The sequence below is a fragment of the Desulfovibrio porci genome, assembly GCF_009696265.1.
Taxonomy (GTDB): Bacteria; Desulfobacterota; Desulfovibrionia; order Desulfovibrionales; family Desulfovibrionaceae; genus Desulfovibrio; species Desulfovibrio porci.
On the sequence record NZ_VUMH01000019.1, the window covers coordinates 1 to 22,950 of the forward strand.

General features: G+C 59.8%; 19 protein-coding genes and 1 pseudogene. 5 read left to right on the forward strand and 15 right to left on the reverse strand.

All coding sequences use genetic code 11. The features are described 5' to 3' along the window. The coding region (locus FYJ44_RS13340; RefSeq protein WP_154508122.1) for an integrase core domain-containing protein at positions 1-106 on the forward strand (106 nt) is incomplete at its 5' end. 58 nt (positions 107-164) lie between these two features. Continuing rightward, positions 165-551, forward strand: a complete 387-nt coding sequence (locus FYJ44_RS13345) for a GNAT family N-acetyltransferase (RefSeq protein ID WP_154512975.1) — start codon at positions 165-167, stop codon at positions 549-551. Positions 552-615: 64 nt separating this feature from the next. Here the strand turns inward: FYJ44_RS13345 and FYJ44_RS13350 are convergent, their stop codons facing one another. From FYJ44_RS13350 to FYJ44_RS13365, 4 genes are all read right to left on the reverse strand, one after another. Next, a complete protein-coding gene (locus FYJ44_RS13350; RefSeq protein ID WP_154512977.1) occupies positions 616-846 on the reverse strand; it encodes a hypothetical protein in 231 nt (76 codons plus the stop codon). Position 847: 1 nt separating this feature from the next. Further along, a complete protein-coding gene (locus FYJ44_RS13355) occupies positions 848-1,486 on the reverse strand; it encodes a GDSL-type esterase/lipase family protein (protein WP_154512979.1) in 639 nt (212 codons plus the stop codon). 16 nt (positions 1,487-1,502) lie between these two features. Continuing rightward, a complete protein-coding gene (locus FYJ44_RS13360) occupies positions 1,503-4,157 on the reverse strand; it encodes a TIGR03960 family B12-binding radical SAM protein (RefSeq protein ID WP_154512981.1) in 2,655 nt (884 codons plus the stop codon). Between the two features lie 84 nt (positions 4,158-4,241). Further along, entirely contained in the window at positions 4,242-4,586 is a 345-nt protein-coding gene (locus FYJ44_RS13365; protein WP_154512983.1) for a hypothetical protein, read from the reverse strand. A gap of 103 nt (positions 4,587-4,689) precedes the next feature. Between FYJ44_RS13365 and rnc the strand changes: the two genes are divergently transcribed. Next, the gene (rnc, locus tag FYJ44_RS13370) at positions 4,690-5,451 is read left to right on the forward strand and encodes a ribonuclease III (RefSeq protein WP_154512985.1); all 762 of its coding nucleotides are present in this window, start codon (positions 4,690-4,692) and stop codon (positions 5,449-5,451) included. A gap of 107 nt (positions 5,452-5,558) precedes the next feature. On the opposite strand, the gene FYJ44_RS13375 is transcribed toward rnc, so the two are convergent. Both FYJ44_RS13375 and FYJ44_RS13380 read right to left on the reverse strand, forming a co-directional pair. Continuing rightward, entirely contained in the window at positions 5,559-6,467 is a 909-nt protein-coding gene (locus FYJ44_RS13375; RefSeq protein ID WP_154512987.1) for a flagellin N-terminal helical domain-containing protein, read from the reverse strand. Positions 6,468-6,619: 152 nt separating this feature from the next. Beyond that, positions 6,620-7,837, reverse strand: coding sequence for a site-specific integrase (locus FYJ44_RS13380; protein ID WP_195841031.1), 1,218 nt, complete (start codon positions 7,835-7,837; stop codon positions 6,620-6,622). 146 nt (positions 7,838-7,983) lie between these two features. Between FYJ44_RS13380 and FYJ44_RS14780 the strand changes: the two genes are divergently transcribed. Both FYJ44_RS14780 and FYJ44_RS14785 read left to right on the forward strand, forming a co-directional pair. Then, on the forward strand, positions 7,984-8,478 hold the full coding sequence (locus FYJ44_RS14780) for a flagellar hook-basal body complex protein (protein ID WP_229772717.1): 495 nt from the start codon (positions 7,984-7,986) through the stop codon (positions 8,476-8,478). Positions 8,479-8,519: 41 nt separating this feature from the next. Continuing rightward, on the forward strand, positions 8,520-10,940 hold the full coding sequence (locus FYJ44_RS14785) for a flagellar hook-basal body complex protein (protein ID WP_229772718.1): 2,421 nt from the start codon (positions 8,520-8,522) through the stop codon (positions 10,938-10,940). Positions 10,941-11,125: 185 nt separating this feature from the next. Here the strand turns inward: FYJ44_RS14785 and FYJ44_RS13395 are convergent, their stop codons facing one another. The 9 genes and pseudogenes from FYJ44_RS13395 to FYJ44_RS13435 all read right to left on the reverse strand — a co-directional run bounded on the left by FYJ44_RS13395 (position 11,126) and on the right by FYJ44_RS13435 (position 22,949). Then, entirely contained in the window at positions 11,126-12,934 is a 1,809-nt protein-coding gene (locus FYJ44_RS13395; protein WP_154512991.1) for a flagellar hook protein FlgE, read from the reverse strand. A gap of 74 nt (positions 12,935-13,008) precedes the next feature. After that, positions 13,009-13,866: a flagellar hook assembly protein FlgD gene (locus FYJ44_RS13400; protein ID WP_154512993.1), complete on the reverse strand. Its 858-nt coding sequence runs from the start codon at positions 13,864-13,866 to the stop codon at positions 13,009-13,011. A gap of 22 nt (positions 13,867-13,888) precedes the next feature. Beyond that, positions 13,889-15,769 carry a flagellar hook-length control protein FliK gene (locus tag FYJ44_RS13405; protein ID WP_154512995.1) on the reverse strand — a complete coding sequence of 627 codons (1,881 nt, stop codon included), beginning with the start codon at positions 15,767-15,769 and terminating at the stop codon, positions 13,889-13,891. A 145-nt stretch (positions 15,770-15,914) separates the two neighbouring features. Next, on the reverse strand, positions 15,915-17,348 hold the full coding sequence (locus FYJ44_RS13410; RefSeq protein WP_154512997.1) for a glycosyltransferase family 9 protein: 1,434 nt from the start codon (positions 17,346-17,348) through the stop codon (positions 15,915-15,917). Continuing rightward, a complete protein-coding gene (locus tag FYJ44_RS13415; RefSeq protein ID WP_154512999.1) occupies positions 17,345-19,090 on the reverse strand; it encodes a CgeB family protein in 1,746 nt (581 codons plus the stop codon). The genes FYJ44_RS13410 and FYJ44_RS13415 overlap by 4 nt, the downstream gene beginning before the upstream one ends. Beyond that, positions 19,087-20,226 (reverse strand): FapA family protein, encoded by a 1,140-nt coding sequence (locus FYJ44_RS13420; protein ID WP_154513001.1) that lies wholly within the window; start codon positions 20,224-20,226, stop codon positions 19,087-19,089. Before FYJ44_RS13420 ends, FYJ44_RS13415 begins: the two co-directional genes overlap by 4 nt. A gap of 65 nt (positions 20,227-20,291) precedes the next feature. Beyond that, complete coding sequence (locus FYJ44_RS13425; protein WP_154513003.1) at positions 20,292-20,645, reverse strand: STAS domain-containing protein; 354 nt, start codon at positions 20,643-20,645, stop codon at positions 20,292-20,294. 44 nt (positions 20,646-20,689) lie between these two features. Further along, positions 20,690-21,168 (reverse strand): annotated as a pseudogene (dtd, locus tag FYJ44_RS13430) (D-aminoacyl-tRNA deacylase). Continuing rightward, entirely contained in the window at positions 21,168-22,949 is a 1,782-nt protein-coding gene (locus FYJ44_RS13435) for a long-chain-fatty-acid--CoA ligase (protein ID WP_154513005.1), read from the reverse strand. The pseudogene dtd and the gene FYJ44_RS13435 overlap by 1 nt, the downstream one beginning before the upstream one ends. Between the last annotated feature and the right edge of the window lies 1 nt (position 22,950).

Below are 22,950 nucleotides of genomic sequence, written 5' to 3' on the forward strand. Positions count from 1 at the left end.
GAAAAGAACAGCGAACTTGCCGGTCTGGACGCATCGCTACAACTTTGTGCGTCCGCATACGGCTCTTGGCAGAAAACCTCCAGCCTCAAGGCTGAGCGGAGGGTGAACAACGTGTTGACACTCTACATCTAGATCTGCTCTTGCTGGCTGACGAGCAGGAAGACATGATCGACCGCTACCTGGGGCGGGCCGACATGTTCGTGCTGTTTGATCCGGATTTGAAGAGCCTTTGCGTGCTGACCGACGAAGGCGAGGGCGTATGCGAGCTGAAGAATCTGGCTACCCGTGTGGAATATCAGGGACAGGGCTATGCGACGCGCCTGCTGGAGCATGTCTTCCGCCACTACCGGGGCAAATATTCGAACATGCTGGTGGGCACGGGCGAAAATCCGCGCATACTGGCATTTTACGAACGGCGGGGTTTTGTTTTTTCCCACCGGCTGAAAAATTTTTTCACGGACAATTACCGTGAACCCATTGTGGAAGAAGGCGTTCAATTGGTGGACATGATTTGTCTGAAAAAAGTCTTCGCAGCGGTAGGTAAGGCTTAAAGGTTCCATGGGCGGCGCAGTTGTATCCGCGTCGCCGTGACCGAAAACTTAAAAAAGCGTGCGCTCATTCTCCCATGCGAGGCGCGCGCAACTTGCGGCCGGAGCGCAGGCGCAGTTCTTCCACAATGACTTTTTCATAATCCGGGGCAAGGGAGAGATCTGCCTGCAGTTCCGTGCAGAGCAGACTTTCAATCTGCTGCGTTTCTTCCCAGATCTCCAGCAATTCGTCATCCGCCAAGCTTTTAACACGCTTCACAAAGGGTTCTTCGTCGCTGAAAGGAATGCACGAGCCCATTTCAGTTTTCCTCTTCATCCATGTCCGTGCGCAGGAAGTCGTGCACGGGCGTTTGCGCCAGCAGCAGTTCCGCCATAATGGTGCAGCCTTCGGGACCGGGATGCAGGCCGTCGCTCAAGTCGTCCATATAACCGCGGGAAGCTGCCAGGGCGGCGTGGATGTCGGCGAACGGCAGGCCCAGTTCCGCGCAGAGGGCGGCCTGTGCCGCGCCGAGTTCCGCGATGCGCCGACGTACGGCGGGGTCAGCCACCGGCGGCGGGCTGACGATCAGAGTGGGGGCCAGCGGGGCGGCCTCGGCCAGTATGTCACGCAGGCAGAACAGGGATTTGTCCAGAGCCAAGGGCTGGCCGCCGCCGGGAGCGGCCATGTCCACCACGCCCGTGCAGAAGAGCAGGTGGGGAATCATGCCGGGCATCTGGCGGCAATCCACTTCCTGACGCCAGCGCCGGGCCAGGTCCGCCGTGGACTGACGACGCGCGCCAAGGTTGTAAAATGTGGCCGGGGGGAAGCGGTAGAGGCCCGCCTCCTGCCCCAGAAGGGCCAGACGGCTGACCCAGCCGCCGGGCATGCGGTTGTCATTGACTCCTAGGGTCAGGGAGTCGCCGAAGAAGAACCAAGTGGGAGTAAAAGCTCGTGGCATGAGTGATCCTGGCAGACTATGGATATGTTTGAGAGTCCGCGAACGTCTGTGCCGTTTTGAGCAGCCGCAGACGGGGACGCAGATGCTCTTCAGGCCCCAGCGGCGCAAGAACAGCCAGACAAAAAAGCAGGGGCGACAAATAAAGATTACGCCAGTCAGCCACAAATGTCACGGCCGCGTCCGCGCCGCTGCGCGTGTCGGATTGGGCCGGACCCGCCTCCCAGCGCAGCAGAAGAGGCCGGATATCCGCGCTGCGCTGGCCCTTTTTTGTCTGCCGGGTGTGGGGAAACGTGGACAGAGCGGCGAAATCCGCGAAACAGCGCACGGCAGCGGCGTTTTCCTCGTCAGTGGGCAGGCGAAGGGAAAAGGTTTCGGCCTCGGCCTGCTCCGTACGGCGGCTTTTGTCGACCACGTCGACGCGCAGTACGGACATGCCCGGCGGCAGCAGCGGATCCAGACGGGCGGAAACTTCTCTCGGCGCAAGAATTTTGTGCAGCGTCAGGGCGAACCATTCAGCCCTGCTTTCCACGCCCACGGGCAGGGCCCGGCCGAAGGAAAGCAGCGGCAACGGATGGAAGCCCTGGGAAAAGGCCAGGGGCAGGGCCGCCCGGCGCAGGGCGCGCTCCAGCACTGCTTGCAGCTCCAACTGGCTCAGGCAGGCGCTGCCGCCCATTTTGCTGTGCCAGATGCGATACTGGGCCGCCTTGTGGGTGAGTTCCTCAGCGATTTGGGGCGGACGGTTGGATTGGGCGCGGCAGATCAGTCGGCCCTCCTCGTCCCGACGCGGCTCATGCGCATTCTGGTCGCGCTGCGCGAAGATCAGGCGGTTGCGGTGCAGGGCCGCGTCCGGCTCCGCCGCGGCGGCATGCGGCAGACGTGAGGGAGCGGCCTTAGTGTCGCACGCGCCGCATTGGCGGCAGGCTCCGTAGCGGCAATCCTGAGTGATTTTCCCGGCCAGGGCGCGTTCGCGCTCGCGCAGCAGAAAGTCCTCGGCGACTCCGGCTTCCAAATGGCTCCAGGGTAGAGAAGCGCCCGGTTCGCGCGCGCCGATGCAGGTTTCGGCGCTGATGCCGCATTCGTCCAGGGCTTCCAGCCAGGGCGCGAGGTCAAAGCCTTCCATCCAACTGCAAAAAATCGCGCCCTTGCGGTAGGCCTTTTCCACCACATCGGCCATGCGGCGGTCCGCGCGGGACAAAATACCTTCAAGATGGCTCATGGCCGGTTCATGCCAGTGCAGTTTCAGGCATTTCTGACCCTTGAACAACTCCCGCACCAGGTGCACCCGACGGCTGATCTCCTCCCGGCTGATCTGGGCTTCCCACTGGAAGGGCGTGAAAGGCTTGGGCACAAAGGGCGACAGGGCACCCGTGACCTGAAGGCGCGGGCCGCCGCGTCCGGCGGCGTCGCGCACCTTGCGGCAGAGTTCGGCTATGGCGGCCAGATCTTCGTCCGTTTCCGTGGGCAGGCCGATCATGAAGTAGAGCTTGACCTGCCGCCAGCCGTGTTCCAGCAGTTTCTGGGCGTGCAGCAGCAGGTCTTCCTCACTGACGCCCTTGTTGATGACGTCGCGCAGGCGCTGGCTGCCCGCCTCCGGGGCCAGAGTGCAGCCGGTGCGGCGCAGATCGGCCATGCGCTCAATGATCTCGTCGTCAATGGAGCCCACGCGCAGGGACGGCAGGGAAAGGCTGATCTGCTCGCGCGCGCAGCGGTCCAGCACGCCGTGACAGAGGGTTTTGAGGGCGGAAAAATCCCCGGTGCTCAGAGAAAGGAAGGAAATTTCGTCGAAACCGGTTTCGCGCAGGCAGTCGTCCAGCAGGCTGGTGATATTGGCCAGGGAGCGCTCGCGCACGGGCCGGTAGACCATGCCCGCGTGGCAGAAGCGGCAGCCGCGCGTGCAGCCGCGCGCTATTTCCAGGGAAAGACGGTTGTGCACCGCGCCCACGGGCACCACCTGCCGGGTGGGATAGGCCGCCGCATTCAGGTCCGCCACGATACGGCGCGCCGGGCGGGTGTAATCGGGCAGCAGCGGAACAGGCGTGCCGCCGTCCCCGGCGGAAAAAAGCGACGGCACGTACACGCCGGGAATCAGCCGGGCCTCGCGCAGCAGTTGATCACGGCTCCAGCCCTGATCCAGGGTGCTCTCCAGCAGGCGCAGCACGTCAGGCAGGCTCTCCTCGCCGTCGCCCAGAACCATCAGATCCATGAAGGGCGTCAAAGGTTCGGCGCTCAGCAGTGCGCCGCCGCCGGCAATGACCAGGGGGCAGGCCGTCAAATCCTGGCTGCGTTGGGCCGACCGCAGGGGAATCCCGGCCAGATCCAGCATGTAGAGCACATTGGTGTAACAGAGCTCGTGTGTGATGGAAAAGGAAACGCAGTGCAGGTCGGCCAGCGGCGTGTCCGATTCGAGCGTGCAGAGCGGGGCGTTGTTGGCGCGCAGAACGGCTCCGGCTTCACGGTCCGGGGCCATAACCCGCTCGGCCCACCAGCCCTCATGGGCGTTGACGATGCCGTAGAGGATTTTCTGCCCCAGGTAGGACATGCCCACTTCATAGGTGTCGGGAAAAGCCAGGGCCAGACGCAGACGCGCCCGCGCAGGGTCTTTGCGGCAGGCGCCGTCCTCTATGCCTGCATAGCGGCTGGGTTTGGGCAGCAGGGGCAGAAGCTCGCGCATGATATCCTCATTTGGGCCGGGAGTACAAAAAAGGCGGCGCTCAACGCCGCCTTTGAGAAACTGGAATATCCGGGACCGCTTTCTCTACTTGATCAGGCCGCTGCCGTTACCGCCGGGCATGGGACCGGAGCCGAACTGCATTTTGCCGAGACCGCCCGCTACCGTGAGGTTGGTGCTGGCCTCAATGTATTTGTCCTGGAGTTCCTTGGGGGTATCGGCATAACGGTAGAGGAACGTTTTTCCCTCCAGCGTGCCGCTGAAATTGGGTTCAAAAGGATAACCGTAAGGCAGCATCATCATCTGTACGCCCTGCTGGGTGGGAATGCTCTGGATGGCGGCCACATCGTTGAGGCAGTCTTTTTCCTGATCATATTTGCCGATGACCAGTTCGCCCGTCACCAGCTTCATCAAGCGGATATCATAAGCCATGCTTTGCTCCTCATAAGTAAGTTGCATTTAGGTAGGCATTGGCCGGGCGCATGTCAAGGGATTTTCTGTTGCCATCAGCCGCGAAACGGCTACATTGAGGGGCATGAGCACCGCTGATTTACCCACCTGCGCGACGCCTTCGCAGGCCCGCGCCGCTTTGGAAGAACGGTTGGGCCATGTCTTTGCCCGCCCGGAACTGCTTGATCTGGCCCTGACCCACAGCTCCTGGGCCAACGAGTGTGACGGCGGCCAGCGCCACAATGAACGGCAGGAATTTCTGGGCGACGCCGTGTTGGAACTCTGCGTCTCCTGGGAATTATTCCGCCGCTTTCCGGATGCCCGGGAAGGGGAACTGACCAAACTGCGCGCGCGGCTGGTGAGCACTGTCAGCCTGGCCGAACGGGCGCGGGAGTTCGGCTTGGACGGCCTGCTGAAATTAGGCAGGGGGGAGGAGCGTCAGGGCGGCCGCGGCCGGGATTCCGTCCTCAGTGATGTGCTGGAGGCGGTGCTTGCCGCCGTGTACGAAGATGGAGGCTTTGCCGCCGCGCAAAAGGCGGTGGCCCGCATTTTTGAGCCGCATTGGCCACAGGCTGCCGGGCAACCGCAAAGAAAGGATTACAAGACGCGCTTGCAGGAAGTGGCGCAACAGTTGTTCAAGGAACGGCCGGTCTATGCCCAACTGGCAAGCCATGGTCCCGAACACGCCAAAATTTTTGAAGTTTCTCTGCATCTGCCGGACGGCAGAGAGTTTACGGCCAGCGGCACAAGCTGTAAGAAAGCCGAACAGGAAGCCGCCCGTCAGGCCCTGAACGCGCTGGAACCCGCCGGAGAGAATTCGGATATGTGCCCTTCATCCATATCATAACGCGGCGCCCCACAGGGGAGATGCCGGGCCGGAAAGCCTGACCCGGCCCGGGGGCACAGCCCCCGGGCCTCCCGTCTTTGGTCTGCCACAGCCTATGTCGAGATGACCTAGCCGCCGATGAGCTGCATGGCCATCTGGGGCAGCGAGTTCGCTTGCGAGAGCATGGCTACCGCACTCTGACTCAAAATCTGGGTCCTGACGAACTGCGTCATTTCCGTGGCCACGTCCACGTCGGAAATACGGGATTCCGCGGCCTGAAGATTTTCTGCCTGCGTATTCAGGTTGGTGATGGTATTTTCCAGGCGGTTCTGCATGGCGCCCAAATGCGCGCGGATCTTATCCTTGGACACGATGGCGTCGGTCAGGGCCACCAGCGTTTTCTGGGCGGCCTCCTGGGTGGAGATGGTGCCGCCCGCGCGCAACTCGCCCGTGGCGGCGTCGATGGCCTGATTGCCCACGCCCAGGGCCGAAGCCGTGCAATTGCCGATGGTGATATAGTAATAGTCTTCGGCGGAATCGTTGCCGGTGCCGAAGTGGACCTTCAGTTTGCCGGTGGAGGTCATGCCGCTGCCGTCATGCACGCTGCTTGACAGGTTGCCGTCCAGCAGCTTGATGCCGTTGAAGTCCGTGGCATTGGCGATACGGGTGATTTCCGAGGCCATGGCCTGATATTCGGATTCGATCATCAGACGCTGGGTGGAATCATAGGTGCCGGTGGCGGCCTGTTCGGCCAGTTCCTTCATGCGGGTCAATTTTTCGTCGATGACGCCCAGCGCGCCGTCGGCGGTCTGGATCAGGGAGATGGAGTCGTTGGCGTTGCGCGCGCCCTGGTGCAGAGTGGCGATGTCCGCGCGCTGCAACTCGCGGATGGCCAGACCGGCGGCGTCGTCCGCCGCGCTGTTGACCCGCAGGCCCGTGGAAAGGCGCTCGGTGGACTTGCTCAACTGAGAGTAATGCGCATTCAGGTTTCGGGCCGTGTTGGCGGCCATCATATTGTGGTTAATGACCAAAGACATGGGACACCTCCTGGGTGGTTGACTAAGCTGTGCCCATTCTTCTGCAACGCATATGCCAATATTATTTTTATTATTATATTTAAATATGTTATGATGATATTCAAAAAGTAGGGAAAAATTTTCCTCCTTATTTGCGCTGAATTTTTGGCGCGTTACGAGAAGTCGGCGGAGTTCGCCTGTGCCGCCGTTGTGCCGCGCGGCGGGACGGTGGGTTGAGCTGTGCGGGCTTTTCGCAGACAGGCGTCAATGACGCCCGCGGCGCGCCGCAGGGCGCTGTCCGCCAGGTGGGCGTAGCGCAGGGTCATCTGTGGACTTTCATGGGTGAGCAGACGCTGGAGGCTGAAAAGATCCACCTGACCGCTGGACGCCAGCCACGAGGCATAGGTATGCCGCAGGCCGTGCAGCATGCGGAAATCTTTGGGAAGACCGCAGAGTTCCCGCACCCGGCGGCAAAAGGCGCGAGCCTCGCCGCGCTTGCCGCCGTTTTTGCCCGGAAAGACGTAAGGAGAGTCCGTGCGTTCAATATTTTCCAGAATGGCGCGGACGGCGGGAGTCATGGGCAGATAGGCGGTGCGGCCTTTTTTGGCGTGCTCGCCGCGCAGTACGAGTACTCCCTGCCGAAAGTCCAGATCATCCCACCGCAAACCGAACAGCGCCTTGCGACGCAAGCCTGTGGCCAGAGCCAGACGAAGCAGGGCGGCCAGGTTGCGTTCAGGTGACGCATCCAGCACCTGAAAAAGCCGTTTGGCCTGCTCCGGAGTCAGGCATTCTGTTCTCTGATTGTCCACCCTGGGCATTTCAAAATGCAGGCGAGAGGGGTCCGGCGGCCGACAAAGCCCGCGTGAGACCGACCAGCGGATGATGCGCCGCAACAGGCCCAGGACGTGCTTGACGGTCTGCGGAGCCTTGCCCTGAGCGAAAAGTTTTTCCCGCAGAGCATCCAGTTGCGCGGTGCGCAGCAGATCTGTGGTCAGGCCGTGCAACTCGGCAAAGTGTTTATAATTGCATGCGTCATGCGCGATGCTCGCCCTCTGTGCGTGTGCGGCCCGGTAGCGCTCCCAGAGCCCGGAGATGGCGATTTTTTGCTGTTCGGCGGCTTGGGCCGCTTCCCGGGCCATTCGGGCCAACTCCCTTTTTTCCTTCAGGGTCACGGGCCCTTCGCCAGTGCGGGCGGCTGCCCGCAACTTGGCCAATTCGTCACGGGCCTTGGCCAGAGTCCAACCCCGGCTGGCCCAGCCGAGGGCTTCCTGTTTTTTGATGCCGTCCACGCTATAACGTAATACAAAATATCTGTCCGGCAGCGCGCCATGCTTGCGCGTGGGATGGATGCGGGCGCGGATGCCTACTTCTAACCTCTGCCATTCAATCATTGTTTTTCTCCGTTGCGCGATGGTCGTTGTGCCGCCGCTGTGCCGCCCATCTCTTCCGGCGCCGGAAGGTGAGGCGCGCGTTACAGCCTTTTCTCCGTCATATGGCGGGCAGGATTTCATGTTGCCTGGGCTTTAAAAGCCAACGCATGGATTTTAATGATTATCTGTACCTGAGCGGGGGCAGCGCCAGCGGCCCCACCCAGATCGGTGCGGGTGTAAGCACCTATGCCGTGCTGGGCGATTACTCGCAGGGCTCCTTTGAAAGCAGCAACAGCGGCACGGACCTGGCTATCGACGGTAACGGCTACTTTGGCGTGCGCAAGCCCAACAGCAATCAGACATACTATACCCGCGCCGGAGATTTTTATTTCAACCAAAATCGTGAGCTGCAAAATCCTGAAGGATACCTCCTGCAAGGCTGGAAGGTCGACAATGAGAAAAAGCTGACATTCAATGGAGGGGCCACCAATCTCGGCACCTCAAAAACGGTTGAATCCGCTTACGTGGGCTCCGGCACGCCCACGGACATTGTGCTGGACAGCTGGAATATCAAACCCCGCCAAACTACCAATGTCAGCTTTACCATGGGACTGACCAACAACGGCGCCGACGACAAGACCACCAGCGCACCAGTCCGCTGACCGCGCTTTTTGACCTATGGGACGCTTCGAGCACGCCTCCCATGGCCAGCGGGGCCTATGCCACGCAGTCCAGCATTGACGTTTATGATGAGGGCGGTTCATCCCATACGCTTACGGTGTATTATGATCAGGTGGATGTCAGCAAAACCGACAGCAAGGGCAATCTTCTCTATAAAATTGAAGGCATGCCTTCCAACTACACCATCTATGAATACCTGGTAACCATTCCACCGGCTGAGGACCAGCGCAGTTACGGCGGCGAAGGCTACAACCAGGCCGCCAATACCTGGGCCAAGGAGCCTACCAAGTTTTACGATGACCCCGATGCGGGCACCAACAAAAACGCCGGCGTACTTATGAGCGGCGTGCTGATTTTCGACGCCGGCGGTCAACTGGTGAACCAGACGGCCTATACCTTCGGGGCCGCGGGCGGCCAGTCCCCCAACAGCCAGTACGCCGGAAATCCGGCGGACAAGAGTTCCTGGCAACCCACCAAATTTTCCAGCAACGGCCTGCCCGTGTTCACGGCCAACTTCAGCGGCCAGCCACTGGCCAACAGCGTCAGTGAAACCATGCGTACGGCGGGTTCATCCACGCCCTACAGCCAGGCGCAGGAATATATTACGGAACTGGACCTGGGCCTGAAAAACATCAGTCCCACCTGGGATAACAGCAGCGTCAACCAGATAATGCGGGACAAGAACGGCAATCCCCTGAGCGACCGGCTGTCGGACGGAACTTCCGGTTATGTGGCTGTCGGCAGCGATAAATACGGTTATTATTTCACCCAGGACGATTCCACGCCTCCGGCCAGCGGACAGTTTTACGGCAAGGCTGAAACCCCGGCGGATCTGGCGGGGAAATGGGTAGGCGCGGACAGTTACGGCTACTACGTCGAGGTGGATAAACAGGCAGGTACATTATTAAAAGACGCAACTGATATAAAAATTCCGGTATATCAGGATTCAGACAATGCATATTATATTTTTGATGAAGTTCTTGGCAGAAAAACAGATTTCTATATTAAAAAAGATAAGGTAAATACACCTGTATATAAGGATGAATTCGGCTATTACACTCAGGCATCACCTACAGCGAAAAGAGTGTATAGCAGAGGTAAAAAGGAATATTATCATGATGATAACGGTTTTTATGTTGAAGATAAATTAGGACGATGTCGTTATGGAACCGAAAATACTACCGGTGACAACAAGCCTGTTTTCCATGACGATGTGTATGGTTTTTACTATCTGGAAGGAGTAACCAGAAAACCTGTTTCGGAAGCGGATTTCACACGAGTTGATATTGATAGCGTCCGGATAGTTAATCCCACACCTGTGACGCCTGAACAGCCTCTGGACCCGCCGCTCCAGAATCAGGCTAGCGGCAATGTCTACGGCAAGCTCAATGGGGAAAATGTCTATGTAAAAGATGAGAAATACTGTATATATGATGAAAAATTAGGCAAGTATGCCTCGTATTATAACCCTGTTATAGATAAGATAACAGGTAATATAATAAATGAATATATTTATAACGACGATATCGGCTACTATACTCAGGCGGACGTGAATGATCCCAAGGTTTACGGCAAGTACAAGGAAAACGGCATCCCCGATCCTGTTAATGTTATGCACGACAGCAACGGATTCTATATTGAAAACCCGAACGCTGCGGACGGCAGGAAAATATACGGCCACAGAGGGGCTGATGTCGTGTACTATTCACCGGCCAACGGATTTTATGTGGGCAGGGAAGACAAGCCGACCAAGCTGAAGGAGGAGGATTTCCTCAAGATCGCCGACGATGCCGCCAAATTCACGGCCACAAAAGGCAATGTTGTGGCCCCAGATACCAAGATCAGCATTGCGGAAGACAGCAAGCCCCATGTTGTCTATGAGAATCAGGGGAATACGCTGGATACCCTCGCGGTCACCCTGACGCAAAAGGGTATCGGCGAAGATGGCTATCCCATCTATGAAAACATCATCAAGTACGGCTCCAGTCTGCCGACAATGAGCTCGGCGGAACGGCAGAACTACGCCAGCGTCGCCAACGTCAGCACCCCTACCATCCGGGAGCGCAGCCAGGACGGCTATGCCGCCGGTACCCTGAGCAGCGTCAATATTGACGAGGCGGGCGTGGTTCACGGCGTCTATTCCAACGGCAAGACCCTGCCCCTGTATCAGATCGCCCTCTACGACTTCCAAAACCTGCAAGGTCTTTACCGTGAAGGCGGCAATCTTTTTTCCGCCACCCAGGATTCCGGTGAACCGCGTCTGGGCGTGGCCGGGGACAACGGCTTCGGCACCACCAATGCCTATAACATTGAGCAATCCAATGTGGACATGACCCGCGAGTTCGTGCAGATGATCACCACCCAGCGCGGTTTCCAGGCCAATTCCAAGGGAATTACAACTGTGGATACCATGTTGGAAACAGTCATAGGCATGAAACGCTAAACCGAAATTTTCCGCCGGGCTGAAAACCTTGTTTTGTGGTGGGGTGGAAAAAAAGAAGAAACGCAAAAAGCGCCGGTCCCGGAGGCCGGCGCTTTGTACGGAGAAAGCCGGATTGCAGCGCTATCCCTTCGCTGTGGGACGTCCGCGTCAGGCGGACGTCCCCTCGTCCGGGCGGCAGTCTCAGACTACCGCTTCATGCCGATAACCGTTTCAAGCATGGTGTCCACTGTGGTGATGCCCTTGGAGTTGGCCTGGAAGCCACGCTGGGTGGTGATCATCTGGACGAATTCGCGGGTCATGTCCACATTGGACTGTTCGATATTGTAAGCGTTGGTTGACCCGAAACCGGCGTCATTGGCCACACCCTGACGCGCTCTGCCGGATTCTTTGGTTTCGGAGAAAAGATTGCCGCCTTCACGGTAAAGCCCCTGAGGATTGTCAAAATCGCAGAGAAGCAGTTGCCATAAGGCCAGGGTTTCGCCGTTGTCATAGGAACCATAGACGATGCCGTTTTTGTCAATCTGATAGGTGCTCAAAATGCCCGCGGCGTAACCATCCGCGTCCGAATCCTGCACGATGGACTTGCCCTGCTTGAGGAAGCTGGCGGTGTTTTCCCTGTTGGGCGACGTCATGGTGGCGCCCGTATCGGAAAAGTTGAGCGTCTTCTGCGTGGCGGGAGGCGTGGCAGCCTTGGTCGTCAGACTGGCCAGGGAAGTGTCGGCATTGTTCCAGGCCGGATTATTGGCGGTGTTTCTCAGCCCCAGATCAAGCTCAATGATATAATTTTCCGCGATGCTGTATGGGGTGCCGCCGTTGGCAGCCGTTTCAGACACGCAGTTGGCCAGAGGTTTGCCGTCGAAGTTGGCCGTGAACACGGGCAGACCGTTGCTGGAAATCTTGGTGGGCTGCCAGGAGGCCATTTTGCCGGGATCCTGATCGCAGGGAGTATCCGCCGCCAGGGGGTCGCCAGCCGCATCCTTGCCGTTGGCTCCGTAAGTGTAGGCCGTCTGGTTGACCAGCTGACCGCTTTCATTGAAGATCAGATGTCCTGCCATGAGCACGCCTGCCTTTCTGGTGCCGGCAAAGGTTTTCTCGCCGGTTATCTGCGGGTTGCCCTCGGCGTCGTAGGTGATGGTGCCGCCGTAAGTGCGCTTGTCCTCGGACGGGGGAATGGTCACCAGATACTCGTATACGGTATAGCCATTGGGGAGCCCCGAAATCTTGTAGTCATCATTTTCAAGGGCCACCTGGTCATAATAGACCGACATGGTGTGCTTGGTGCCGCCCTCGTCGTACACGTCGATGTCCGATTTGCCCACATAGGCTGTACTGGCCAGCGGCGTTTCGGAGGTGCCGTCCCACTGGTTCCAGAGCGCGGACATGGGATTGTCCGGATTGGTGGTTCTGTCGCTGCCCGGGTCGGAGGTCAGACCCATGGTAATGGACACGCTGTGGGTCTGTTGCGGCGGCAGGTTCCACATATCCAGCACAATATCCGTAGGCGTGCCGCTGCCCACATAGGACGATTCCGTCGTGGAAGTGCTGCCCAGACTGGTGGCGCCGCGGTTGAGCGTCAGATTAGTGGAATTGTCCACACGCCAGCCCTGCACGCGCATACCCTGAGGGTTGATGAGCTGGCGGTCCTTATCGAAATAGAAATCGCCGGCGCGGGTATAGTACATCTGGTCGGAGTTGGGCTTGCGCACCTTGAAATAACCGTTGCCGTCGATGGCCAGATCCGTGCCGCTGTTGCTGCTTTCAAAGGAACCCTGCGAAAAGTCGCCCAGCACGGCATAGGTGCTCACACCCGCGCCGATCTGGGTGGGGCCGCTGGCGCTGCCCCCGCTCAGGTACAGATAATCATTAAAATCCATCCGTTGGCTTTTAAAGCCGATGGTGCTCACGTTGGCGATATTGTTGCCCACCACGTTCATCTTGTTGCCGTGGGCGAGCAGGCCGGAAACGCTGGTCCACATGCTGGCTGAAAGGCCCATAACTTCCTCCGTATATGCTTGGGATAGCGGCTTGCATGGCGGCTATGGCCGCCGGGATAGTTCCGTTGTTATATTCAGGCGGCTTGTCCGGTGTTTTCTTCCGTGTTTTCGCCGCCGGGAGTTTCCGTGTTTTTGCCGCTGCCAGAATCTCCTTCGTCGGGATTCTCTGGACTAGAATTATCCTCGTCAGACGGCGTTTCAGGGTTGTTGCCATTATTAACCACCTTGGGCTCGGAAACCTGGCGCACATTGGCAAGTGACATCAGCTGACCGCCGTCCAGGCCCAGATAAACTGTGCCGTTGTCATTGACAACGCCGGTCACTGTGGCGTCCACGATCTGATCCGAGAGCACGGCTTCGCCGTCGGCATTGTAAGCGGCCAGCGAGACCGTATACACGCCGTCCGGGGCAACAGCGCCGGAATTGGTCATACCGTTCCAGGTAAACTCGAATGTTGTTCCGGAAGCCTTGCCGCTGACATCTTCGGTGTAGACCGGATTGCCGTTGGCGTCCTTCACAGTCAGCACGCCCTTGGCCACATTGTCGCCGAACGCGTAACGGAAGGTGCTTACCTTGACCACGCCGTCGCTGTCTTCGGTTTTGCCGGTGGTGGTCTTGCCGATGGTATTGCCGGAAACGCTCACCTGCTTGCCGATATAGGAAGTGGCGTTGATCATCTGCTGGTTGTTGGTGGCGTCGGTCAGGCCTTCCATGCTCGTATTCAGGTTCATGAGCTGTTCCAGACTGGAGAACTGCGCCATCTGGGCAATAAATTCCTTATCGTCCATGGGATTGAGCGGATCCTGGTACTTGAACTGGGTGACCAGCAACAGCATGAAGGAATCTTTGTCCAGATTGCTGCCCTTCTGCTTGGAGAGGGCGGCATTGAACTCGTTGTTGGTCTGATTCAGGGCCTGTGTAATGCTGGACATGGCTTACTCCGCTTTGGCGTGCTCAGGCCACCACATGTAAAGATTGGGTGGCATATCTTGCCGTTTGCCCTAGAGAATGCACAGGCTGTTCCAAAATGCCTGAATCTGAATTTTCTTCGGAATTACGCAGTGTTGCGAGATTCTTGAGGCGGGCAAGTTCTTCCCGGCGGGCATCTTCTTCCTGCCGGGAATTATGCTGATCCAGATTTTGCCACTGGCGGCCGTCGTCGCCCTGCTGGTTCTGAATCTGCACTTCAATCTTGTCCACCTTGATGCCCTGTTGCTCCAGGTTGGCGCGGATGCTGTCCAATTGGCGGCTGACCATTTCGGCGGTTTCGCTTTTTTCGGAACGGATGCGCGCGCTCACCTCGCCGTTGCGGGCCGTGAGCGTCAGGGTGATAGCCCCCAGTTCCTGCGGGTGAAGCTGCAAATCCAGGCGGCTGCCGCCGTCCTTGAGGGCGGAGAGCAGGCCGCTTTCCACCTGCCGGGCCACCTGTGCGGCCAGAGGCCGGTTTTGGACGGCAGTGTCCTGCACGGGGGAGGTTTCGGACAGGTTCTGCCCGCCCTGAAGCATGGAAAAGACGATGGAGTTGGCATTGTTGGTCTGGGGCGGCGTGGCTCGTGTTTCCACCTTGCCCAGCAATTCGTTCCATTCCTTGCCCTTGCTTTGTCCGCTGTTGTTTTCAAAGCCGGGAGCGTTGGAGCCGTTTTTGCCGCCTTCTTTGGCGTCCGTATGCGTCGTGGCGGCTCCGGGAACAGTCTTCTCCATGGCCGTATTGTCGGCCTTGTCCGTGTTGGCGGCGGCCCGATTCAGTTTATCGGCCAGGCTTCCGGCGGGATTCTTTTGGTTTTGCGAACCGTCGGCGTCGCCCACGGCGCCGCTCTGCCTGCCGTCCAGCTTGCGGTTGACGGCGTCGCTTTGCGCGGCAATTCCGCTGTCTTCGGGAGTGTCGGTCTGCTGGCCCGAGTGCAGGGTCTGGTTGAGGATTTCGCGGCTGTTTTTCTGCACGGTCTTGTCGATCATGACCCGGCTTTGCTGCACCTTGCGATCCTGCAGCGCGCTGGCCGCCTTTTCCTTTTCCATGCGGTCGCGGGCCTTGCTGATGATGGGCTTGAGCGTCTGCTCCAGCGCGGCGTCCAGCTTCTGGCGGTTGGCCTTGTCCATGGTGAACTGCGTCGAGGCGGGGGCCATGAGATTGCCGAACTGTTCGCCGGTGACGCGCAGGGCGGCGTAGCCGCCGAAATTGTCGGACAGGCTTTGCAAGCTGTTTTTATTCAGGCCGAGCCCCCTGCCCAAGGCCAGCGCGTCGTCGCGGCTGATTTCAATGCTTTCGTTGGGGGCCAGCTTGGCGAAGGCGTCGGAGATCAGCGCCAAGGCTTCTTCTCCCTTGCCTTCGTCCATCCGTTGCAGCACCGCGAGGGAAAGATCGCCCGAAGGGTCGATTTTGCCCAGCAGGGCGGTGATGGTCTGCGCGTCCTCGTCACTGACGCCTGCGGCAGTACCCCTGCCCATCAGGCTGGCCATGACCTGGGCCAGCGTCGCGCCATCGGGCTGGCCGACCAGCACGTCGAACTGTTTCAGGCTTTCCTCGGGTGCACCGGCCTTAACAAGCTGTTCGCGTAATTCCTGCAGTTCCTGCTTGGTGAAACAGACTTCATCCAGGGTATAGGTGACGCCATCCGTGGTATGGCGGCTGTAAGGGCTTTCCACCAACGGCCGGTTTTGGCCGGAGTCGTCCTGCAAGGCGGCATTCACGGACACGTGCTGTCCGTTTTCCACTGAATCCATGGCGTTCTGCATGGCCTGCACAAAATCGGAGGAAGCATCAGCGCCGGAAGAGCCGCTCATGCCGCTCAGAAAGTTCAAACCGGAGCCAGTCGGATCGACGGGAAGAATTTGCATTGTCGCACTCCTTGCGCCCGGAAGTATTCAAGGAGTGTTCCAAAAATAAAAAACAAGTAATCTCAAATAAATAAAAATAAGATGCGGCTTATTGCGGCAAGATCTGCCGGAACATGCGGGGCGTTAAGCGGCCAGCGGTTCGGGATTATTCCGTCTCGGAAGCGAAAAGATCACAGAGGGCCGTCTGCCGATCGATGGCCGTCTGCCAGCCTTGGGCAGAGAAGTCGGCGTTTTGCAGGAACATATGCGTATGCCCGGCGAAAAGGCGCAGCAAAGGCGCTTCCGCGCGCCAAAAATCGGCGGACAGACTTTCGCTGTGATGTTTGAAAGCGGCGGCGCAGTGCGTGCAAAGACGGGTCAGGCCCGCGCCCAGGCGCTGAACCAAAGGGGGAAAGGCGCTTCGCAGGGTCGCGAGGCGCTGACGGGCCAGAGGGCGTAGCGAGGGATCATACAAAAATAAAAAGGCGGCCTGCCAGAAGCCTTCCAGCAAAAAACGGCAGGAAATCGCAGCGCCGCGGCCCTCCCGGTCTTCTGACGCCTCCAGCCGGTACAGCCCCAACGCGTCACGACCCGTGCGATAGAGGGATAGGCCGGAAAGAGAGCCGGTGCGGGACAACAGCCGGACGTCCCGCGGGTTTTCCAGAATGGCCAGAGCCGCGCGAGCCACGGCCGCCGGTGTGAAAGCCTGCTTGCAGTAGAGCTTGGAGCGTCGGCACTGCCAGCAGCCCACGCAACTCATGGCCGCGCGCAAAACCCATTGGCCGGGCGCAGTGGGGCCTGTTTCGCGGGCGTGCACCGGCCCCATGGAAAGATTGAGCACCGGCACGCCCAGCCAGTCGGCCAGGTGCATGGGGCCGGTATCCGGGGTGATGCAGAGGTCCAGGCCGCGCAGCACGGCGGCCACTTCCCTGAGCGGCAGGCGACCGCAGAGGTTGGCCTGCGGCAGGCGGGCCAGGCGGGCTGCTTCCTGTCCCAGCGCCTGCTCAGCCTTGCCGCCCAGAAAGAGCGGCATGATCCCGGCCGTGGTCAGCCTCCGGGCCAGCCGGGCCCAGAACAGGGCGTCCGGATGTTTGGCCGCTTCGCTGGCGCCCAAAACCAGGCCCACGCGTCCGCTGCCCGCGCCTTGGGGCAGTATATGCCCTGTTTGTCCCGGGCGTATCGTGGGGTCCAGATCCAGCCGGTACAAATCCGACCAATGAAATGCATTGTGACGGTTGTTCTGGGTCAGGGCGGCGCGGTAGAGTTGCCAGTAGCCGTGGATGTGCAAGCCGTCCGGCAAAGCCGCCGGCCCCAGTTTGAGTGCGGCTGTCGCTCCGGCCAGGCAGGCGGCCGCCTCGGGGCGGCCGCTCAGATTGATGACTGCCGCATAAGTGCCGCGCGCCAGGGTAGAGCAGTGTGACGGCGGGAAAAAGACCACCTCCGGCGCCAGCGGCATCAGCTCCTGAAAAAACTGGGGTTCGGCCGCCACCCAGAGGGGATGGCCCGGCCAGCGCTTTTTGAGGGCCAGCAGCAGGGGAAAGGTCAGGATCAGATCCCCCATGCGCTGCAATTGCAAAACCAGCAGGGGATCAGCGCTCATGCGGAGGCCTTGCGCGTCGTCGGCGTTCCGTAGATAGCGCGCATTTGTTTAAGCAGAGCTTGAAGTCTGTGTTCCCAGGTATGGCAGGAGAGCACACGCTTGCGTGCGGCGGCGGCCACTTTACGGCGTTCTTGGGGATGGGCCAGATAGTGACGCGCCAGATCCGGGATTTCCTCCGGGTCATGGTAACAGGCCATTTCTCCGGGTTCAAAAAGCTGCTCCATCTGGGGCCGCCAATCCGTGAGCACAAATGCCCCGGCGGCGGGCACGTCGAAAACCCGCTGGTTGACCGCGCCTTTCATCTGCTTGCTGGTACAGTTGAAGTTGATGGCGGAATGCCCGTAAAAGGCGGGGAGTTCCGCATAATAGCTCAAGGCGTCCAGATAACGCGGCTGGCAGGGCTCGCGCCGGAATTCGACCCGCCAGCCCCGGTCGCCCACGATCAGGGGGCGGAAGGGCAGCAGTCGGCGCACGCAGCCGTTACGATACAAACGGGTGGCCTGCCAGGTGATGGCCGTTTCGTAGGCCAGCCGCGCCTCATTGTCGGGCAGGGCCGCGTAACGGGTATGGATGTCGGGAAAGGATTGGCGCAGAAAGTCCGCCACCGAGCGCTGCTCGCTGTCCATGAACGCCCTGGCGACCTCACGGAAGGGCAGCAGCAATTCGCGTGGGAAACGTCCGTTTTTCAGGCGGCCGCCCACTTTATAGAGCATGGAGTTGCCCACAAAGGAAACGTCGGCCTTCCAGGCCTCGGGAACCGCTGAGCGGCGGGGACTGAAGCGCTCCGGGTCCGTGCCCAGCGGAAGATAAAAGACATGCTCGAAGCCGGTTCGCCGCAGGCTTTCGATATTGTCTGCGTCCCAGGTGAACAGGGCCGTCCAGGGGCTGACGCAACGCGTGTAGAGATGGATGATCAGATGCGGATTGTCCACGAACCAGGAGGCCAGAGGCAGTTGCAGGCGGGCCAGCAGGTCCATGAGCACGCCTTCCACATCTACGCCCATGTGATTGAGCGTGATGCAGCAATCCGGTCTGAAAGAGACCACAGCCTCCAGTAATTGCTGGATGAAATCCTCACAGGCCAGGGTGTCGTTCCCAAGGGTAACGAGCTTGTAGTCAAGTCCCAGTTTGCGGCAGGCCCCTTCCAGTTCGCCCATCAGAAAATATTTGCTGGTCAGCAGAAGCACGCGCGGCCCGGCTTCCCGGAAGCGGGGCTGGACGGCGCGGCTCCAGAAATCAAAGCGGGCGCTGGCGGCGAGCTTGTCGCGCAGTTCGCCGTAATAGGCCCGGTCCAGACGCAGATAGAAGGGCAGTGGCAGAGGCAGCAGCCGTTTGCCGCCGTGGCGGGTCTGCCAGTGGGTCAATTCGGTGAGCGCCGCGTGCGGGTCTTCCGCGTCCACCAGCAGCACGCGCCGCCGCGCGGATTCGGGCAGCGCGTCCACCACGCCGGTCAGCTCCCGCAGGGCGCGTTCCTTTTCCACCACAGCGATGGGGCCGTCATTTTCTTCAAGTAAAAGATGAAGGGCATGGCCCAGGCCCGCGCCAAGCAAAACCGGCAGCGCGTCCTTGCGCTGTTCCGGCGGGATGGCCTTGATCACGGCTTTTTCCCGCTCCGGGCCGCCGGGACCGAGCATGGCGAAAGAGCGACCGGCCACATGCGCCAGCACATCCGTCGGGGGATCGCCCTTGCGATGTCCCTTTGGAAAAAGCGCTTCGAAACGCGGGCCGTCTTGCGGGGTCATTTTTGTTTGCCTTTGTCGGCGGGGGGCAGGGGTTCCACCACGATATCGTCGTAGCAGAGCCGGAAACAAACATTTTCGTAAGGCCGTTCCACGAGCATGAAGGCTCGTCCTACGGAGATTTCCACGCCGGGAAAGACCTTGCCCGGCACCATCAGGCGGCAGTTCTGCATGGATTTTTCATCCAGATAGAGTCTGGACCAGAGTTCAGTGCGCCGTTTCATGGACCGCTCACGCTGTTCGACGAGCCGGGCCAGCTTGCGGCTGGCATCGCTGGCGTCAGGCGGCAGATGACCGGCCACGGCCTTGAGATGGGTTATGGTCTGGGAAAGATTCGAGATCAGGCTGTCGATCTTTTCCAACTGGCGGATGCTCAGGGGGTCGTAGCCCAGATATATCTGAGTGGGGACCGCCGCCTTGTTGCCCAACTGCTTGCCCACGTAAACACTGCCGTAAGCGTTGATGGTGCTGCCGTACAGCCGTTCGCGCACCACCAGATTGGCCCCGGCGTACACCGTGCTGTACAGGCAGTATTTGTCAACGACCATGTTGCCGCGGGCCCGGGCCTCAATTTTTTCCAGGAACGGCGTCAGCAGTTTGTCGCCCGCGTCCAGCAGGCAGTGCTGGCCGGCGCCGCCGCGCGCGCCGCCGTCCACCATCAGGTCCCGCCGGGCGCGCGCCACGCCGCCCTCCACCATGCCCATAATTCGGAGATTGTTGGCCTGTACGGAAAAACCGGAACGCACCGAGCCGTGTATAGCCATGTTGCCCACAAAAAAGATGTTGCCCGTGCGGAAACTGACGTCCTGCCGCACGTTAAGCAGGCGTTTGACCGTGATTTTTCCTTCGTTGTAAAAAACATAGCCGTTAGCGTCCGAAAGCAGATAGTTGGGATAGGCCGGGTCCACGCGGGTATTGGCCCCGGCGGGCAGTTCCGGCTTGTTGAGCACAAAACGCGGGTCCGGTTCTGTTTCCCATTTTTCCAGAGGGATGATTTCGGCCAGAAGCTGCCCGGCGATGACATTCTGCACATAGCCGAGACTGTAAAGATCCGACTTCCCATCCGCGCTGCCGCCGGGCTTCGGACGCAGATAATCAAAATCAGGATCAAAATAATGTCGCAGATAGTATTGCACCATGCACCATCCGTCTGGGCTGAAAAAATTGCCGCATGGCCGTAGGGCGATCCGGCGGCGTACGGCCGCTATTCCGCCGTGTCCGGGGTATAGCCTTTAAGTTCTTCCTCACTTTCGCAGGTGGGGAAAAAACCTTCTATCTCCGCGTCTTTCAAAAGCTGTGCCACATGCGGCGCGGGATTGAGCAGGACCAGCCTGCGCCCCCGTCCCTGAAGTTTGGTGCTGATGCTGACAAGGACGCCCAATCCCGCATTGTCCATCCGGCCCGCCTGGCTAAGGTCCAGTATTGCTTGGGGAACGTTGGAAGCCGCCATGCCTTCTTCCATCCGCCGGTTGAACTCGACCACGTCAGCCAGCAGCACGTCGCCGGTCAGACGGAGGATGTCGACATTATTATGAGACTCCGCTTGCAGATCAAACATGGCCGAGCCTCCTCAAGCAAAAAGGCATTGCCGGTATAGTGTCGTTAAGGAAAAAGTCTGGCGGAATCCAGCCAGATGGTCACAGGCCCCCAGTTGCAGAGGCGGACTTCCATTTCAGCTCCGAATATGCCTGAAGATACGCCGCCATGGCAAGCCCCGTCAACAAGGCTCACAAAGCGCTCGAACATCCCGGCGGCCCAGACCGGTCGCCCGCCTCGCTGAAGGAAGGCCGACGGCCTTTGCGGCAATCGGCGTAGAGAGTGAATTGAGGCGCCAACAGCGCCTGGCCGCCGAAATCCTGAAGAGAGCAGTGGAATTTGTGAGCCGCGTCGCCCTGGCCCGGAAAAATGCGCAGATCCAGAAGCTTGCGGGCCATCCCCGCAAAGGCCGGGCTTTGGTGAAAATGCGGCCCGTCTTCACGCCCGAAACCCACCAGGGCCAGCAGACCCGCGCCGATAGCGGCCACAACGCGACCTTCCACGCTGACCGAGGCTTCACGTACCCGCTGTACCAGAATGCGCATTAAAGCCGCTCCCGCGCCGCCTGCTCAGTTCCCTGGCGCGGTTCGGCCCCGGTGGCGGAGGAGGCGTTTTTCTGCCCCGCCTGCCGGTTTTTCCGGCGGTCGCTTTTGCGTTCCTCCTCTTCGCGCAGAACCCGGCGCAGAACCTTGCCCACGATGGTCTTGGGCAATTCCTCGCGAAATTCCACCAGGCGCGGCACCTTGTAGGCGGCCAGCTTGCTGCGGCACCAGGCGACTATATCGGCCTTGCCCAGGCTTTCGCCGGGACAGGGCACGACATAGGCCTTGAGCACCTCCCCGCGCACGTCGTCGCTGATGCCCACGGTGACGGCCTCCACGATTTTGGGATGCTCCAGCAGCACCTCATCCACTTCGCGCGGGTAGACATTGTAGCCGCCCACAAGAACCATGTCTTTCTTACGGTCCACAATATAAAAATAGCCGTCCTCGTCCATGGTGGCCAGATCGCCGGTGTACAGCCAGCCGTTGCGCAGGGCGCTGGCCGTCTCGTCAGGCCGCCGCCAGTAGCCTTCCATCACCTGGGGCCCCTGGATGACCAGCTCTCCCATCTTGCCGGGGGGCAGGGTCAGGGAGCCGCCTTCCATATCCACAATGCGGGCATCGGTGCCGGGCAGGGGCATGCCGATGGAATTTTCCTTCTGGCCCTGGCGGCCCAAGGGATTGATATGGGTGATGGGCGAAGCTTCCGTCAGGCCGTAGCCTTCCAGAATGGCCGCGCCGGTGACCTCCTGGAAGCGGCGGAAAATTTCGCGCGGCAGGGGAGCCGAGCCGGAAACGCAGATCTTGATGCTTTTCAGATCGTAGCGTGCCAGATCCTTCTGCTGCAAAAGCGAGATGTAGACGGACGGAGCGCCCGGAAAGATCGTGGCTTTATGGCGGGTGATGACGCGCAGCACGTCCTGCGGCACATAGCGCGGCAGGGGCAGGCTGGTGGCGGCCAGGGCCATGGGAATGATCAGACCCGTTGTCAGGCCGTACACGTGAAAGAACGGCAACAGCGAAATGAAGGTGTGGTGCGTCTCGGCCGTGACGTTGATGATGTCCAGCACCTGGCGGCAGTTGGTGCCCAGATTGGCGTGGGTCAGGATGACGCCCTTGGGCTGGCCGGTGGTGCCGCCGGTATATTGCAGCATGACCGGGTCATGCGCCGGATCCGCAATGGGTTCCGTATGGCGTTGCGCGCCCTTGCAGAACGTTTTCCACTCAAAAACATTTTTGTTGTCGTAGGGAATGGACTCCCCGGACTGCCGGGCCTGCTTGAAGCGGTACAGCCAGTTCAGGGGAAAAGAGAGCGCGTCGCCCACGTTGGTGACAATAAAGTTGCGCAACGGCAGGCGGTCGCGCAACGCGGCTACGCGCGGCCAGAGCAGATCCAGCAGGATCATGTGCTCCGCTCCGGAATCCTGCATGTTTTCCAGCAGCTCCTTTTCCATGTAGAGCGGATTGGTCATCACCACCACGGCCCCGGCCTTGATGACGCCCCAGAAGGCGATGACGGTCTGGGGCAGGTTGGGCAGCATGACGGCCACGCGCTGGCCCGGCTCAAGGCCCATGCGCCGGAGCGCCCCGGCAAAGAGTTCCGCCCGTTCGCGCAGGGTTTTGTAGGTGATGCGCGTGTTCTGGAAAATCAGGGCGTTACGGTTTGGATAGGCTTCCGCGGCCACGTCCAGCATGCTGTAGAGGGGCTTGTCCCAGATCTCCACAGTACGGGGCACAAAATCCTCATAATGGGCGAACCAGGGCCGGTACAACTCAGTGTTCATG

Bases quoted from the DNA above. Each gene is read 5' to 3' on its own strand.
- FYJ44_RS14785 (WP_229772718.1), top strand. From the start codon at position 8,520: ATGGCCAGCGGGGCCTATGCCACGCAGTCCAGCATTGACGTTTATGAT.
- FYJ44_RS13350 (WP_154512977.1), bottom strand. From the start codon at position 846: ATGGGCTCGTGCATTCCTTTCAGCGACGAAGAACCCTTTGTGAAGCGT.
- FYJ44_RS13435 (WP_154513005.1), bottom strand. From the start codon at position 22,949: ATGAACACTGAGTTGTACCGGCCCTGGTTCGCCCATTATGAGGATTTT.
- FYJ44_RS13410 (WP_154512997.1), bottom strand. From the start codon at position 17,348: ATGAGCGCTGATCCCCTGCTGGTTTTGCAATTGCAGCGCATGGGGGAT.
- FYJ44_RS13365 (WP_154512983.1), bottom strand. From the start codon at position 4,586: ATGGCTTATGATATCCGCTTGATGAAGCTGGTGACGGGCGAACTGGTC.
- FYJ44_RS13380 (WP_195841031.1), bottom strand. From the start codon at position 7,837: ATGATTGAATGGCAGAGGTTAGAAGTAGGCATCCGCGCCCGCATCCAT.
- FYJ44_RS13415 (WP_154512999.1), bottom strand. From the start codon at position 19,090: ATGACCCCGCAAGACGGCCCGCGTTTCGAAGCGCTTTTTCCAAAGGGA.
- rnc (WP_154512985.1), top strand. From the start codon at position 4,690: ATGAGCACCGCTGATTTACCCACCTGCGCGACGCCTTCGCAGGCCCGC.
- FYJ44_RS13420 (WP_154513001.1), bottom strand. From the start codon at position 20,226: ATGGTGCAATACTATCTGCGACATTATTTTGATCCTGATTTTGATTAT.
- FYJ44_RS13355 (WP_154512979.1), bottom strand. From the start codon at position 1,486: ATGCCACGAGCTTTTACTCCCACTTGGTTCTTCTTCGGCGACTCCCTG.
- FYJ44_RS13395 (WP_154512991.1), bottom strand. From the start codon at position 12,934: ATGGGCCTTTCAGCCAGCATGTGGACCAGCGTTTCCGGCCTGCTCGCC.
- FYJ44_RS13345 (WP_154512975.1), top strand. From the start codon at position 165: ATGATCGACCGCTACCTGGGGCGGGCCGACATGTTCGTGCTGTTTGAT.
- FYJ44_RS13375 (WP_154512987.1), bottom strand. From the start codon at position 6,467: ATGTCTTTGGTCATTAACCACAATATGATGGCCGCCAACACGGCCCGA.
- FYJ44_RS13360 (WP_154512981.1), bottom strand. From the start codon at position 4,157: ATGCGCGAGCTTCTGCCCCTGCTGCCCAAACCCAGCCGCTATGCAGGC.
- FYJ44_RS13425 (WP_154513003.1), bottom strand. From the start codon at position 20,645: ATGTTTGATCTGCAAGCGGAGTCTCATAATAATGTCGACATCCTCCGT.
- FYJ44_RS13405 (WP_154512995.1), bottom strand. From the start codon at position 15,769: ATGCAAATTCTTCCCGTCGATCCGACTGGCTCCGGTTTGAACTTTCTG.
- FYJ44_RS14780 (WP_229772717.1), top strand. From the start codon at position 7,984: ATGGATTTTAATGATTATCTGTACCTGAGCGGGGGCAGCGCCAGCGGC.
- FYJ44_RS13400 (WP_154512993.1), bottom strand. From the start codon at position 13,866: ATGTCCAGCATTACACAGGCCCTGAATCAGACCAACAACGAGTTCAAT.